Below are 14,506 nucleotides of genomic sequence, written 5' to 3'. Positions count from 1 at the left end.
TTGTACGGTGGCCGGGGCGCGCGCATTCAAAAGGCGGGTGCCCCGGCTTCTTTTGCGACGTCGGGAAGGACGGGCATGACGATCAAGGACACCCCCGAGGAGTGGGAGATCCGCGCGACGGAGACCCCCTTCGTGGGCAACAAGACCTCCGTCCGCACGGACGACGTGGTCATGCCCGACGGCACGGTCGTCCGCCGCGACTACCAGGTCCACCCCGGCTCGGTGGGCGTCCTCGCCCTCGACGACGACGGCCGCGTCCTGCTCATCCGGCAGTACCGACACCCCGTACGTCAGAAGCTGTGGGAGATCCCGGCCGGCCTGCTCGACGTGCCCGGCGAGAACCCGCTGCACGCCGCCCAGCGCGAGCTGTACGAGGAGGCGCACGTCAAGGCCGAGGACTGGCGGGTGCTGACCGACGTCTACACCACGGCGGGCGGCTGCGACGAGGCCGTACGGATCTTCCTCGCCCGGAACCTGTCGGAGGCCGAGGGCGAGCGCTTCGAGGTCGAGCACGAGGAGATCGACCTGGAGTACGCGCGCGTGCCCCTCGACGAGCTCGTACGGGGTGTGCTCGCCGGTGAGCTGCACAACAACTGCCTGGTCGTGGGCGTGCTGGCGCTGGTAGCGGCCCGGGCCGGGGACGGCCTGGACGCGCTGCGGCCCGCGGACGCGCCCTGGCCGGCGCGTCCGTTCGAGGCCTGAACGCCGATGGTGTGACCATCGGTTGATCCGATCGGGCGACGTGCCCGCCGTGCTCCTCCCGGAACGTTGCAGAGCGTGAACTAGGCTCTGAAATGCCCGAACCGGAGTCCCGGCGGGCTTTGCGCGTGCGGTGGGACGGGAGTGTGGCCCGTGACGGACCAGGCGGTGGACACAGGCGGCCCTCAGCTGTCTGCCGAGGGTCATTTCCTGGGCCGGACACGGGAGTTGAAGGAGCTGCTCGCCGACATCGAGCGAGCGGGCCTCGACACCCTCTCCGGCAGGAAGGCCCCGCGCGCGCGGGTGCTCCTGATCGCGGGCAGACCCGGCTCCGGCCGCACCGCACTCGCCGAGGAATTTGTACGCCAGGTCGCGGAGCGTTACGACGACGGAGTGCTGCGCGCCCGGCTGGGGGAGCCCGACGGCACCCCCGTCCCCGTCGAACGCATCGCCCGCGAACTGCTCACCGCCCTGGACCTGCCGACCCCGGCCGGCGCCTGTGAGGACGACCTGACGGCAGCCCTGCGCGAAGCCCTCGCCGACCGGCGCGCCCTGCTGCTGCTCGACGACGCGGTGAGCGCGGACCAGGTCGACGCGCTGCTGCCGGAGAGCCCGGACTGCCTGGTCGTAGCCGTGTCCGGCGGCCCGCTCACCGGAATCTCCGACGTCCGCCCCTGCACCCTGGGCGGCCTCGACACCAAGTCCGCCCTGGAGCTGCTGACCCGGTACACCGGCTCGGTCCGCATCACCGTCGACCCACGGGCCGCCGAGGGCCTCGTCGAGGAGTGCCAGGCCCACCCCGCCGCCCTGATGCTGGCCGGCGGCTGGCTCGCCGCCCGCCCCAAGGCCGCCGTCGCCGACCTCGCCAAGCAGCTGCGCACGGAGAGTGACGAGGGAACCCCGCTCAGCCGGATGTTCCGTCTCGCCTACGCCGCCCTGCCCAGCGCCGCCGCCCGGATACTGCGACTGCTCTCCCTCGCCCCGGCCGGTCTGATCGACCCGCACACCGCCTCCGCCCTCGCCGGCTGCTCGGTGGGCGGCGCCCGCACCACCCTGGACGACTTCGTCGCCCTCGGGCTGCTGCACGCGGTGGAGTCGCCGCTGCCGCAGTACGAGGTGCCGGGCTGTCTGCACCCCCTCCTCAAGGCCCTCGCCGACACCCAGGACCGCCCGGGCGAGCTCCAGCTGGCCCGCGCCCGGATGCTGGAGCGGACGGTCCGGCTGCTCCAGTCGTGCCGCGCGATCACCGAGACGGACAGCCCCGAGGCCCGCGAGAAGCTCCAGGGCATGCCCCGCTCCCTGCGGTTCCCGCACCCCCGGGCCGCCGAGGACTGGTTGCGCGTCCGCAAGGCCGCCCTGCTGGCCTCGGCCCGTCTCGCCGTCGCCGACGGGGAGCTCGACACCCTCGCCCGCCGGCTGATGTCCCAGCTGGTCCGGGCGATGGTCGCGCACTTCGGCACCCAGGCCGCCGCACCCGACCTGTACGGCATCCACCGGCTGGTGCTCGATGTGGCCGAGCGCCGGGAGCTGCCCCGCGAGAAGGCGGCGGCGCTGCTGAACCTCGGCGACCTGGACGCGCAGACCGGTCGGACGCGGGAGGCGCTGACCCGCTACCGGGCCGCGCTGGACGCCGGACGCGAGGCGAACGACCCGTATGCGACCGGTCGCGCGATGGAATCCGTAGGCGGTGCGCATCTGGAGCTCGGGGACTACGACCGGGCCGCCGACTGGTTCGGCCGCGCCCTCGCCCAGCGGCTGGCCCGGGACGAGCGCCCGGACGCCGCGCGCCTGTACGGCCGGATTGCTGCGGCGCACACCTACGCGGGCCGCTACGGCGAGGCGCTGCGCGGATGGCGGGCCGCGGTCGCCGGGCACCGCAAGAACGGCGATGTCGCCGCCCACGCACGGGCGTTGAGCGAACTGGCACGCGTCCAGGAGTACGCCGGCCGGCCCGAGGAGTCGTTGCGCACCTGCCAGGAGGCCGTCGAGTGGGCGCGGCGCGCCGAGGACGTACGGCTGCAGGCCGCGCTCCAGCTGAGGCTCGCCGACACCCTGGAACACCTCGGCGATCCGGCCGCCGCCGGGCTGCACCGGGGGGCCGCCGAGCGGCTGCTGGGGGAGGAGTTTTCCGAGGCGGAAGCGGAACCGGAACAGCCCGATCCTCCGAAACAAGACTCTGATGCCTGCGAAATCCGTAGTACACCTGCTGAAGATTGATGCAATGAAAGGCTAGACAGCAGGAACACCTTCATTAGACTGGCTCTGCCGCACCTTCTCCTGCGGTGCATCCTGGTGTGCTCATGCATGGCCGGGTACGTGTTGTATTGCCCCACATCCCCTGAGCCAAGGACCGTGATCGACGTGAAGGTCGGCATCCCCCGCGAGGTCAAGAACAACGAGTTCCGGGTGGCCATCACCCCCGCCGGCGTGCACGAGCTGGTGCGCCACGGCCACCAGGTCGTCATCGAGCAGAACGCGGGCCTCGGCTCGTCGATCCCGGACGAGGAGTACGTCGCCGCGGGCGCGCAGATCCTGGCCACGGCCGACGAGGTGTGGGCCACCGCCGACCTGCTGCTCAAGGTCAAGGAGCCGATCGCGGAGGAGTACCACCGCCTCCGCAAGGACCAGACGCTCTTCACCTACCTGCACCTGGCCGCCTCCAAGGAGTGCACCGACGCGCTCATCGAGTCCGGCACCACCGCGATCGCCTACGAGACGGTCGAGCTGCCCTCGCGCGCGCTGCCGCTCCTGGCCCCGATGTCCGAGGTCGCGGGCCGGCTCGCCCCGCAGGTCGGCGCCTACCACCTGATGCGCTCGGTCGGCGGCCGCGGCGTGCTGCCCGGCGGTGTCCCCGGCACCCAGCCCGCGCGCGCCGTCGTCATCGGCGGCGGTGTCTCCGGCTGGAACGCGACCCAGATCGCCGTCGGCATGGGCTTCCACGTCACGCTGCTCGACCGCGACATCAACAAGCTCCGCGAGGCGGACAAGGTCTTCGGCACCAAGGTCCGGGCGATCATGTCCAACGCCTTCGAGCTGGAGAAGGCCGTCCTGGACGCCGACCTCGTCATCGGCGCGGTCCTCATCCCGGGCGCCAAGGCCCCGAAGCTGGTCACCAACGAGCTCGTGGCCCGGATGAAGCCCGGAAGTGTCCTTGTCGACATCGCGATCGACCAGGGCGGCTGCTTCGAGGACTCCCGTCCGACCACGCACGCCGAACCGACCTTCAAGATCCACGACTCGGTCTTCTACTGCGTCGCCAACATGCCCGGCGCGGTCCCCAACACCTCCACCTACGCGCTCACCAACGCGACGCTGCCGTACATCGTCGAACTGGCCGACCACGGCTGGGCCGAGGCGCTGCGGCGCGACCCGGCGCTCGCCAAGGGTCTCAACACCCATGACGGCAAGGTCGTTTACAAGGAGGTCGCGGAGGCGCACGGCCTGGAGCACATCGAGCTGGAGACGCTCCTCGGCTGACCCCACGGAGTCGCCGGAGGACTAAGTCACCTTTTCGTAAAGGCGATACGTCAACAAGGCGGGTCAATCACTCACCTGCGGCCGGACCTTGCCCGACAAGGTCCGGCCGGATGTGTGTATGGTCACTTTGCGACGCTCGGTCAACTCGCCTCGAACGTAACCCTTTGGTCGATTCGTACACCGGTGAAACCTGCCGTGCGACGGCCGTACGCCCTTGACAGCGCGATGTTTGATTGCCGACACATCCTGCCGGGTCCGGCGGATTGTGTTGCTGTGAACACCCGACACGCCATAGAGTCGCCAACCGTCGGCATGGTGCCACGCTGACCTTGTCTAGAAGTTTCCTGGTCACCAAGGAGGTAAGACGACTTGTGAATGAGTCGACATTTACTCCCGGGGGTGGTCAACCAGGAATGCCTGCACGGGCCGAGGGCCCCGCGGGGTTCGAGGCTGTCGGCTCCGTCGCGGTGCGCACCTTCGCAGCCCACCAGGGTCACCTGAACTCCCGAGTGACTCTGTCAGCACACCAGAGCATGGATGGCCATCACGTGAACGCCATGGCCGGCGACGGAAGTGGCGCGCCCCACAACCAGTTCGCCGACTACGACGAACTGCCCGAGGGGCACTTCTACGACCCCGACGCCGAGTACGAGCCCGATCCCGAGTACGCGGCCACGCTCGCTCCCGACGCTGCCCGGCAGCGCCGCGAGCGCATCGGCCCGACCGGTCGCCCGCTGCCGTACTTCCCGATCCCGGGTCCGCTGACCGATCACGGTCCCGCGAAGATCATCGCGATGTGCAACCAGAAGGGCGGCGTCGGCAAGACGACGTCGACCATCAACCTGGGTGCCGCGCTCGCGGAGTACGGACGCCGGGTGCTGCTCGTGGACTTCGACCCGCAGGGCGCGCTGTCGGTGGGTCTCGGTGTCAACCCGATGGAGCTCGACCTCACCGTCTACAACCTGCTCATGGAGCGGGGCATGGCGGCCGACGAGGTCCTGCTGAAGACCGCGGTCCCCAACATGGACCTGCTGCCGAGCAACATCGACCTGTCGGCGGCGGAGGTCCAGCTGGTCTCCGAGGTCGCGCGCGAGTCGACGCTCCAGCGGGCCCTGAAGCCGCTCATGGCCGACTACGACTACATCGTGATCGACTGTCAGCCTTCGCTGGGTCTGCTCACCGTCAACGCCCTGACGGCCGCGCACAAGGTGATAGTGCCTCTGGAGTGTGAGTTCTTCGCGCTGCGTGGTGTCGCACTGCTGACGGAGACCATCGAGAAGGTCCAGGAGCGGCTCAACCCGGAGCTGGAGCTCGACGGGATCCTGGCCACCATGTACGACTCGCGCACCGTGCACAGCCGTGAGGTGCTCGCGCGGGTCGTCGAGGCGTTCGACGACCACGTCTACCACACGGTCATCGGGCGCACGGTCCGCTTCCCGGAGACCACGGTCGCCGGTGAGCCGATCACCACGTACGCCTCCAACTCCGTCGGCGCCGCCGCCTACCGTCAGCTCGCCAGGGAGGTGCTCGCCCGGTGTCACGCCGAGTGAGTCTGCCGGGGGCCGACGAACTCTTCCGTACGACAGGGGGAATGGCGCTCCAGCCGTCCACTCCGCGGCGGGGGGCCAACGGCGACGCCCGGGTGCCCGCGCCCGCGGGGGAGAGCGACGGGGCCGCGTCCGAGGACGCGCCGCAGTCGGTGCCCGCGCAGGGCGGCGACGGCGACGGGGCGGAGCACGTCGCCACGGAGCCGGCCGCGGCCGGCGAGTCCCGCAGCCGAGACGCGGCCGCGGAGCGCTCCGGGCGACGTCAGGACGCGCAGGAAGGTTCTGCCGCATCCGACGCGCCGCGCAAGCAGCGCGGTGGCGGCCGGGCGGCCGCGCGCCGGCCCAGCGGCCGGGAGCGGCACGACGAGAAGATCACCGTGTACGTCTCCGCCGAGGAGCTCATGGATCTGGAGCACGCGCGTCTGGTGCTCCGGGGCGAGCACGGGCTGGCCGTCGACCGTGGCCGCATCGTCCGCGAGGCGGTCGCCGTGGTGCTGGCCGATCTGGAGTCCCGGGGAGACGCGAGCATTCTCGTACGACGACTGCGCGGGCGGTAGCGGTAGCCTGCGGGGGCCATGACCTCGAACGACGCTCCCACCCCCGGCGCCCCCGCCGGCCGTCGGCGTGTGCTGGGGCGGGGCCCCGGGGCTCCGGTGGCCGCCTCGGTACCGGTGGCGGCGGAACCGGAGCCCGAGGTCACGGAAACCCCGGTCGCGGAGCCCGAGGTCGTCGTACCCGGGGCGGAGCCCGAGGCGCCGGTTCGTGAACCCGACGAGCCCCAGGAGCCCGGCGACGGTGTCTTCAAGGTGCGGCTCGCGAACTTCGAGGGGCCCTTCGATCTGCTCCTCCAGTTGATCTCCAAGCACAAGCTGGACGTCACCGAGGTCGCGCTGTCCAGGGTCACCGACGAGTTCATGGCGCACATCAGGGCGATGGGGTCGGACTGGGACCTCGACCAGACGACCGAGTTCCTCGTCGTCGCCGCCACGCTGCTCGACCTGAAGGCCGCCCGGCTGCTGCCCGCCGCCGAGGTCGAGGACGAGGCCGATCTCGCGCTCCTCGAAGCCAGGGACCTGCTGTTCGCACGGCTCCTGCAGTACCGCGCGTACAAACAGATCGCCGACATCTTCAACCGGCGCCTCGACGAGGAGGCCCGGCGCTACCCCCGTACCGTCGGCCTCGAACCGCACCACGCCGAGCTGCTGCCCGAGGTCGTCATCAGCATCGGCGCGGAAGGGTTCGCGAAGCTCGCCGTGAAGGCGATGCAGCCCCGGCCCAAGCCGCAGGTGTACGTCGACCACATCCACGCCCCGCTGGTCAGCGTGCAGGAGCAGGCCGGGATCGTGGTCGCCCGGCTGAAGGAGCTCGGCGAGGCCAGCTTCCGGTCGCTGATCGAGGACACCGACGACACCCTCACCGTCGTGGCGCGGTTCCTGGCGCTGCTGGAGCTCTACCGGGAGAAGGCCGTCGAGCTCGACCAGGAGACCGCCCTCGGTGATCTCATCGTGCGGTGGACCGGCGGGGAGGGCGACGCCGAGCCGACGGTGACCGACGAGTTCGACCGACCGCCCGAGCCGCCCAAGGAGGACAAGGCGTGAGCGAGGAGACCACCGACGTCCCGACCGGGCCGCACACCGTCGCCGACCTCGACCTGAAGCCCGCCCTGGAGGCCGTCCTGATGGTCGTGGACGAGCCCGCGACCGAGGAGCATCTGTCCAAGATCCTTCAGCGGCCCAAGCGGCGGATCGCGGACGCGCTCAGGGAACTGGCCGACGAGTACACCGCCCAGGGCCGCGGTTTCGAGCTGCGGCTGATCGCCGGTGGCTGGCGTTTCTACAGCCGCCCCGAGTTCGCGGCGGCCGTCGAGGGCTTCGTGCTGGACGGCCAGCAGGCCCGGCTCACCCAGGCGGCCCTGGAGACCCTCGCGGTCGTCGCCTACCGCCAGCCGGTGAGCCGCAGCCGGGTCTCGGCCGTCCGCGGAGTCAACTGTGACGGGGTCATGCGGACCCTCCTTCAGCGCGGTCTGGTCCAGGAGGCGGGCACGGAACCCGAAACAGGTGCGATCCTGTACACGACGACGAACTATTTCCTGGAGCGGATGGGCCTGCGCGGTCTGGACGAGCTCCCGGAGCTCGCGCCCTTCCTCCCGGAGGCGGAGGCGATCGAGGCCGAGACCCAGGAAGGGGTTCCGTCGTTCGATCCGGACGCTCCTGACGCGCCGGATGAACACGACGCAGACGACTAGACGGAACTTTGATGCGAAGCAGCAGCGGCAGGAACAGCAGCGGAAACAACGGCGGGAGCCGTGGTGGCAACAGCGGCGGCCGCGGCGGGAGCAGCGGTGGCCGCGGTAACTACCGCGGTGCCGGGAACTCCCGGGACGACAACCAGGGCGGCCGGCCGAAGAAGCCCCGCCCCGAGGAGCGCCGCTACGACGTGGGCCCCGGCGCCTCCCCGGAGGGTCCGAAGTCGGGGCGCGGTGCCTCGGCGCGCGGCGGTGCCAAGGGCGGGCCGAAGCAGGGCCAGGGCACCGGGCGCGGCCGTTGGGTGCCGGCGACCTCCCGTGAGTACGAGGCGCGGGCCGAGGAGCGCAACCGCGAGCGGTACGCGAACAAGAAGGACGTCAAGCTCCCCAAGACCTTCCCGGGCGCCGAGCAGGAGGGCGAGCGGCTCCAGAAGATCCTCGCGCGCGCGGGCTACGGCTCCCGGCGGGCCTGCGAGGAGCTCATCGAGCAGGCGCGCGTCGAGGTCAACGGCGAGATCGTCCTCGAGCAGGGCAAGCGGGTCGACCCGGAGAAGGACGAGGTCAAGGTCGACGGCCTGACGGTCGCGACGCAGTCGTACCAGTTCTTCTCGCTGAACAAGCCCGCCGGTGTCGTCTCCACCATGGAGGACAACGAGGGCCGGCAGTGCCTCGGCGACTACGTCACCAACCGGGAGACCCGGCTCTTCCACGTCGGACGGCTCGACACCGAGACCGAGGGCGTCATCCTGCTCACCAACCACGGCGAGCTGGCGCACCGACTGACCCACCCCAAGTACGGCGTGAAGAAGGTCTACCTCGCGCACATCGTGGGCCCGATCCCGCGCGACCTGGGCAAGCGGCTGAAGGACGGCATCCAGCTGGACGACGGCTACGCCAAGGCGGACCACTTCCGGGTCGTCGAGCAGACCGGCAAGAACTACCTCGTCGAGGTCACCCTGCACGAGGGCCGCAAGCACATCGTGCGCCGCATGCTGGCGGAGGCCGGCTTCCCGGTCGACAAGCTGGTGCGGGTCGCCTTCGGCCCGATCACCCTGGGTGACCAGAAGTCGGGCTGGCTGCGGCGGCTGTCCAACACGGAGGTCGGCATGCTGATGCAGGAGGTCGACCTGTAGGTCCCCGCGGGTCTCGCTCGCACGACGGCCGGTTCCGGATTCTCTTCCGGGGCCGGCCGATGCGTTTTGACGCTCCCGACGGTCTGTGTTCCAAACGGGCGAAGGGAGCGGGGATGACTACTACGCCGACCGACCGCGAGGAGTACGGAACGTGCCTGACGGCCCTGGAGGGCCGTGCGCGACGGTCATGGCCCTCGGGGGCCCGCCGGTCGCCGGAGGCGCCTGAGTGGCCGCTGAGGACCCTTGTGGCGGACGGTCGGGTGCGGTCGTGAACCCCGGGGAGCTGTTGGAGCGTTCGCTCGCCTACGCGCTGGGGAGCGTCGCCGTGGTGGGGAGCGCGGGTCCGGGCCGGGCCACGCCCTGTGCCGAGTGGGATCTGGGGGAGCTGCTCGGGCATCTCGACGACTCCCTGGACGCGTTGCACGAGGGGCTGACCGGCGGGCGGATCGGGCTGGTGCCGCAGACCGACCGCGTCTGCGGCTTCCGTACGCGCGCGTGCGCCGTGCTCGGCGCGTGGGCGGCCGGTCCGCCGGGCGGGGTCGTGGTGGGCGAACGGCCGCTGGACGTCCGGGTGATGGGCGCGGTCGGCGCCGTCGAGATCGCCGTGCACGGCTGGGACGTGGCCCAGGCCTGCGGGCGGCCCCGGCCTCTCCCGGACGCCCTCGCGGCCGAGTTGCTGTCCGTCGCGCGGTGCGTGGTCGGGGAGGAGGACCGGGGGGTGCGGTTCGGGGAACCGGTCGCCGTGCCGGCCTGTGCGCCGCCGGACGTGCGGCTCCTGGCCTTCTTGGGGCGGAGCGAGCCCCTCGCGCAGTGAGGGCGGCGTGAGCAGGGGTGAGACGTGCGGTGGCTACGGCTCCCGCGACGCCCTCCCTGACGGCTGCCGTTCCGCGCTCCGGACGGTGGCGGGATCGTCCCGTCCCGTGGGCCGGTCCGGGCGTGCGAGCAGGTGCCGCATCGTCTCCGCGGCGCGGACGGCCGCCGTGCCGCAGCAGTTGTTGAACAGGACGTGCAGCTGCTCGACCCGCCCGGCCAGGGAGCGCAGACGGGGCAGCCACTCCGCGAGTTCGTGCTCGCCGTACTCGTACCGGAAGCGGTCCTCCTTGCTGCCCGTCCCCCAGGCGGCGCTGCGGCCGTGGAAGCGGACCACGGACAGCCGAGGGGAAGTGACGGGGGCGACGGGCGGGATCGAGGTGGGGAGTGTCTGGGTCATGTCGACGGCCACGGCGGTCATGCCGTACCGGGCGAGCAGCGCGCAGGTCACGTCCGCCCACTCCCTGCGCCACCAGCCGGGGTGCCGGAACTCCACCGCGACCGGCCACCCGGCGGTCCGCTCGGCGCACTCGCGCAGGAACGCCCCGGCGCGCTGTCCGGGCCGGAACCAGGGCGGGAACTGGAACAGCACGCTGCCGAGCCGACCGGCCGCCCGAAGCGGCTCGACGCCCTCGGCGAACCGCGCCCACACCTCGTCGAGGACCGCCGGGTTCCCTGGCTCGGCGGGCAGGCCGCCCGGCATCACCGAACTCCGGGTCGGATGCCCCGTGAGCAGCGAGAACGCCTTGACGTCGAAGAGGAAGCCCGGCGGCGTCCGCTCGGCCCACAACCGGGCGGTGCGGGCGCCGGGCAGCGCGTAGTACGCCGAGTCGACCTCGACGACCGGGAACCGCTCGGCGTAGTGCCGCAGCCGCCCCTCGGCGTCGCGTCGGCCCGGCGGATACCAGCCGCTTCCCGTCAACGCCCGGTCCGTCCATGAACACGTGCCCACCAGGATCTCGCCCATCCGGTGCGGTTACCCGGGTTGTGCGATCCCATCCGGCGCTTTTATAGTCGCAGTGACTATTAAGAGCGGGGAGGGGTGGGGGCACGTGGACGGTTACGACAAGTACGCCCACGAACCCTTCGCCGTCACCGTCGATCTCGCCGTCCTCACCGTCACCGAGGGCGCCCTGCACGTCCTGCTCGTGGAGCGCGGACAGGAGCCGTACGCCGGACAGTGGGCGCTGCCCGGCGGCTTCGTGCAGCCGGACGAGTCCGCCGAAACGGCCGCCCGACGCGAACTCGCCGAGGAGACCGGGCTGGCGGACCTCTCCGGGCTCCATCTGGAACAGCTGCGCACCTACAGCGAGCCGGACCGCGACCCCCGGATGCGGGTGGTCTCCGTCGCGTTCGCCGCACTGCTGCCCGACCCGCCCGAACCGCACGGCGGCAGCGACGCGGCGGACGCCCGCTGGATGCCGTACGACAAGGCCGGGCCGCTCGCCTTCGACCACGACCGGATCCTGGCCGACGCCCGGGACCGGGTCGGCGCCAAGTTCGAGTACACCTGCCTGGCCACCGCCTTCTGTCCGCCCGAGTTCACCCTCGGCGAGCTCCAGCAGATCTACGAGACCGTGTGGGGCACCGCCCTCGACCGGCCCAACTTCCGCCGCAAGGTGCTCGCCACGCCGGGCTTCGTCGAACCCGTCCCGGGCGCCGCGCGGTTGACCGGCGGCCGCGGCAAGCCGGCCGCGCTGTACCGCGCGGGCACGGCCACGACCCTGCACCCGCCCCTGCTCCGAACGCCTCGGGAAGGACGTCCCGCATGACCGCCACGACCGTCAGGAAGCGCGCCGCCACGGGGGCCCTGCTGGGCCTCGCCCTGGGGGACGCGCTGGGCTTCCCGACCGAGTTCAACGACGTGCCGTCGATCCTCGCCAAGTGCGGGCCGTGGCGGGAGATGGAGCTGCCGAAGCCGGCGATCGTCACCGACGACACCCAGATGACGCTGGCCCTGGGGCGGGGGCTGCGGACGGCCATGGACCGCGGACTGCTCGCGCCCAAGCGGATGGAGCGTCCGGTGCGCGAGGAGTTCGTGGACTGGTACCAGTCACCGGAGAACAACCGCGCGCCGGGCCGCACCTGCCTCGTCGCCTGCAACTTGCTCAAGAGCGAGAGCCGCCTCTGGCAGGACGCCAGCCAGATCGGTTCCAAGGGCTGCGGCGCCAACATGCGGGTCGCCCCCGTCGGCCTCGTCCCCGGCCTCAGCGACGAACAGCGCGCCGGCGCCGCCCAGTTGCAGTCCGCGCTCACCCACGGCCACCCGACGGCGCTGGCCGCGTCCGACCTCACCGCGCATGCCGTACGGCTGCTCGCGCAGGGCGCCGAGCCGACCGGACTGGTCGGGCTGCTGCGGTCGTACGCCGTGGAGAACCGCACCCGCTACCACGAGCGCTGGCTCGGCGACCTGTGGACGCGCAGCCAGGATCCGACGCCCGAGCACTTCATCGCGCGCGGCTGGGACGAGTGCCTGGAGATCCTGAACCGCCTCCAGGAAGCGGTCCGCACGGTCTCGCCGGAGACCGACCCGTGTCTGGCCACCGGCGAGGGCTGGATCGCCGAGGAGGCCCTGGCGACCGGGCTGCTGTGCTTCCTGCTGTTCGTCGACGAGCCGGTGACGGCCCTGCGGCGGGCCGCCTGCACGGCCGGGGACTCCGACTCGATCGCCTGTCTGACGGGGGCCTTCGCGGGGGCGTACCACGGGGCCGACGTATGGCCCACCGCGTGGGCGGACCGGATCGAGTACCAGAGCGAGCTGGTGACGCTCGGGGCCCTGTGGGACGCCTGATCAGGCCAGTCGGATCGAGTCGCCCTGCACGGTGATCTTCTTCTCGGCCAGCGGCTGGGTCGCCGGCGGGTGGGCGACCGAGCCGTCCGTGATGCTGAACTTGCTGCCGTGGCAGGTGCAGTTGATGGTGCCGCCGTCGACGTTGGCCACCGGGCACTGCTGGTGGGTGCAGATGTTGGTGAAGGCCTTGAACTCGCCTTCCTTCGGCTGGGTGACGACGATCTTCTCGTCCTTGAAGATCGTGCCGCCGCCGACCGGGATGTCGCCGGTCTTCGCCAGCTCCTGACCGGACGAGGCCTCGACCGTGTCGGAGCCGGAGTCGCCTTCGTCGCCGTACTCGCCGCAGCCGACGGTGAACGCCGCGGCGCCCGTCGCGAGGAGGATCGTGCGTCGCGTCGGGCCGTGAGTCGTCATGTAGTCACTCCGAAGGTGCGGAAGAACCAGAGGGCGGAGGTCAGCCAGACGATCGTGAGCGCGGTGAAGACGAGCCCGCCGACGATCGGCAGCAGCCAGTTGGGGAGTCGCTCCGAGCGGAGCAGCAGCATCTTGGCACTGAACACACCGAAGAAGAAGCAACCCAGGAGCGAGTGCCAGAAAACGCGCGTCTCGTACGTCTGATAGCCGAGCGCGTACAGACAGTGCACCGCGACCGGCACCGCCACCAGGAAGGCCGTACGGCCCGACCAGCGGTGCAGCACCCCCGACCAGCTCGGGCCCGGGAGCTTGCCGTACAGCATCAGTGCCGAGACGAACTGGACCACCGCGAAGAAGATCGCGACCGTGGCCAGCCACGACTTGACCGCGCCCGTGCTGCTGAAGCCGGCGAGGTTGAACGCGGTCCCCGCCGGGTCGTGGGCCTTGCCGTACACGCCGAGGGCGACCGCGACCGCGGCGGCGACCAGCGCGGGGACCAGATAGCGGGCCGGGCCCGGCTGCCGGTGAGCGGGCGGCGGAGGCGGGAAGGCCTGGGTGGCGGCGTTCGGATCGACGGTCATGTCGGCTCCCTCGTACGGACTGGAGTTCAGGGGGTGACGGGGCGGGCCGTGAGCTGCTGTCCGTCGACCGTCACCACACCGGTCGCCGGGTCGATCTCGGGTGCGGGGGAGGGCTTGCCGTCCTTGTTGAGGATGCCGACCTGGCTGCCGTCCTTCAGCACGATCCAGCCGCCGTCGAACTTCGCGTCCCGCACGGTGGCCGTCGCCCGGTACAGCCCGGACGGCTTGATCGCCTTGTCGGCGGTGAAGGTGTAGTGCCCGCCGCCGATGTCGACGGTGCCGCTGATCCGCTTGCCCTCCTTGAGGGTGCCGTTCAGCTCGGAGCCGCCCTTGCCGGTGAGCTTCATCGTGCCGTCGTCCTCGACGTCGCCCTTGAGCCAGGACTCCTTGTCCCGGCCGTCGCAGAAGTACGCGATCGCCCGGCCGTTGCGCAGGGACACCGCGATCGCGGAGGAGTCGTCGTCGGTACGGCCCGCGTAGTCGGCGTCGGGCTGCGGGGACTTCGACGGGGTCGGCGAGGGCGCCGACGTGGTGGGCGCGGGGCTCGGTGACGCCTTCGTGCTGGGCGACTGGGCCACCGACGACGACGTGGTCTTCTCGCCGGTCGTCGCGTTGAGCGACAACATGAACAGGCCTACCAGCAGGCCGGCGAGAAGGGTGAGCAGCGGTCCGGAGCGCTTCATGAAGGGGCCTCCCCCGAGGCGAGCTTGCTGCCCATGAGAGCGGACCGGGGGGCCCGAGTCCAGGGGCGCACCGGTGTGTTTCCTCCCCAAGTAGCGGAGCTGTGGCGTTCGGGTGACATTGTCAGG

Annotated in this window: 15 protein-coding genes; 11 read left to right on the top strand and 4 right to left on the bottom strand. The window is 71.3% G+C overall.

Annotation, left to right across the window (positions count from 1 at the left end; translation table 11 throughout):
* Window positions 1–75 precede the first annotated feature (75 nt).
* The 9 genes from ABKA17_RS32170 to ABKA17_RS32130 all read left to right on the top strand — a co-directional run bounded on the left by ABKA17_RS32170 (window position 76) and on the right by ABKA17_RS32130 (window position 9,915).
* Window positions 76–702 (top strand): NUDIX domain-containing protein, encoded by a 627-nt coding sequence (locus ABKA17_RS32170; protein WP_353695820.1) that lies wholly within the window; start codon window positions 76–78, stop codon window positions 700–702.
* Between the two features lie 150 nt (window positions 703–852).
* Window positions 853–2,916, top strand: coding sequence for a tetratricopeptide repeat protein (locus tag ABKA17_RS32165; protein WP_353695819.1), 2,064 nt, complete (start codon window positions 853–855; stop codon window positions 2,914–2,916).
* A gap of 144 nt (window positions 2,917–3,060) precedes the next feature.
* A complete protein-coding gene (ald, locus tag ABKA17_RS32160; protein WP_353695851.1) occupies window positions 3,061–4,176 on the top strand; it encodes an alanine dehydrogenase in 1,116 nt (371 codons plus the stop codon).
* Window positions 4,177–4,589: 413 nt separating this feature from the next.
* Window positions 4,590–5,726, top strand: coding sequence for a ParA family protein (locus ABKA17_RS32155; RefSeq protein ID WP_353695818.1), 1,137 nt, complete (start codon window positions 4,590–4,592; stop codon window positions 5,724–5,726).
* Window positions 5,711–6,280 carry a hypothetical protein gene (locus ABKA17_RS32150; RefSeq protein WP_353695817.1) on the top strand — a complete coding sequence of 190 codons (570 nt, stop codon included), beginning with the start codon at window positions 5,711–5,713 and terminating at the stop codon, window positions 6,278–6,280. The genes ABKA17_RS32155 and ABKA17_RS32150 overlap by 16 nt, the downstream gene beginning before the upstream one ends.
* 18 nt (window positions 6,281–6,298) lie before the next feature.
* Window positions 6,299–7,321 (top strand): segregation and condensation protein A, encoded by a 1,023-nt coding sequence (locus ABKA17_RS32145; protein WP_353695816.1) that lies wholly within the window; start codon window positions 6,299–6,301, stop codon window positions 7,319–7,321.
* Complete coding sequence (scpB, locus tag ABKA17_RS32140; RefSeq protein WP_353695815.1) at window positions 7,318–7,968, top strand: SMC-Scp complex subunit ScpB; 651 nt, start codon at window positions 7,318–7,320, stop codon at window positions 7,966–7,968. Before ABKA17_RS32145 ends, scpB begins: the two co-directional genes overlap by 4 nt.
* Window positions 7,969–7,979: 11 nt before the next feature.
* Window positions 7,980–9,101, top strand: coding sequence for a pseudouridine synthase (locus ABKA17_RS32135; RefSeq protein ID WP_353695814.1), 1,122 nt, complete (start codon window positions 7,980–7,982; stop codon window positions 9,099–9,101).
* A 268-nt stretch (window positions 9,102–9,369) separates the two neighbouring features.
* Window positions 9,370–9,915, top strand: coding sequence for a TIGR03086 family metal-binding protein (locus ABKA17_RS32130; protein WP_353695813.1), 546 nt, complete (start codon window positions 9,370–9,372; stop codon window positions 9,913–9,915).
* A 33-nt stretch (window positions 9,916–9,948) separates the two neighbouring features.
* Here ABKA17_RS32130 and ABKA17_RS32125 read toward each other — a convergent pair whose 3' ends face one another.
* Entirely contained in the window at window positions 9,949–10,878 is a 930-nt protein-coding gene (locus ABKA17_RS32125) for a DUF72 domain-containing protein (RefSeq protein WP_353695812.1), read from the bottom strand.
* Between the two features lie 85 nt (window positions 10,879–10,963).
* Between ABKA17_RS32125 and ABKA17_RS32120 the strand changes: the two genes are divergently transcribed.
* Window positions 10,964–11,683 carry an NUDIX hydrolase gene (locus ABKA17_RS32120; RefSeq protein ID WP_353695811.1) on the top strand — a complete coding sequence of 240 codons (720 nt, stop codon included), beginning with the start codon at window positions 10,964–10,966 and terminating at the stop codon, window positions 11,681–11,683.
* Entirely contained in the window at window positions 11,680–12,702 is a 1,023-nt protein-coding gene (locus ABKA17_RS32115; protein WP_353695810.1) for an ADP-ribosylglycohydrolase family protein, read from the top strand. Before ABKA17_RS32120 ends, ABKA17_RS32115 begins: the two co-directional genes overlap by 4 nt.
* Here the strand turns inward: ABKA17_RS32115 and ABKA17_RS32110 are convergent, their stop codons facing one another.
* The 3 genes from ABKA17_RS32110 to ABKA17_RS32100 are packed head-to-tail and all read right to left on the bottom strand — an operon-like array spanning window position 12,703 to window position 14,380.
* Entirely contained in the window at window positions 12,703–13,116 is a 414-nt protein-coding gene (locus tag ABKA17_RS32110; protein WP_353695809.1) for a Rieske (2Fe-2S) protein, read from the bottom strand. It lies immediately after the preceding gene.
* Window positions 13,113–13,697, bottom strand: a complete 585-nt coding sequence (locus ABKA17_RS32105) for a DUF6529 family protein (protein ID WP_353695808.1) — start codon at window positions 13,695–13,697, stop codon at window positions 13,113–13,115. Before ABKA17_RS32105 ends, ABKA17_RS32110 begins: the two co-directional genes overlap by 4 nt.
* Window positions 13,698–13,723: 26 nt before the next feature.
* Window positions 13,724–14,380, bottom strand: coding sequence for a hypothetical protein (locus ABKA17_RS32100; protein WP_353695807.1), 657 nt, complete (start codon window positions 14,378–14,380; stop codon window positions 13,724–13,726).
* Window positions 14,381–14,506: the final 126 nt, after the last annotated feature.

The organism is Streptomyces sp. RG80 (assembly GCF_040446465.1).
Lineage (GTDB): Bacteria > Actinomycetota > Actinomycetes > Streptomycetales > Streptomycetaceae > Streptomyces.
The sequence above is the reverse complement of the archived record's forward strand: the minus strand, read 5'-3'. Positions and strand labels throughout refer to the sequence as shown.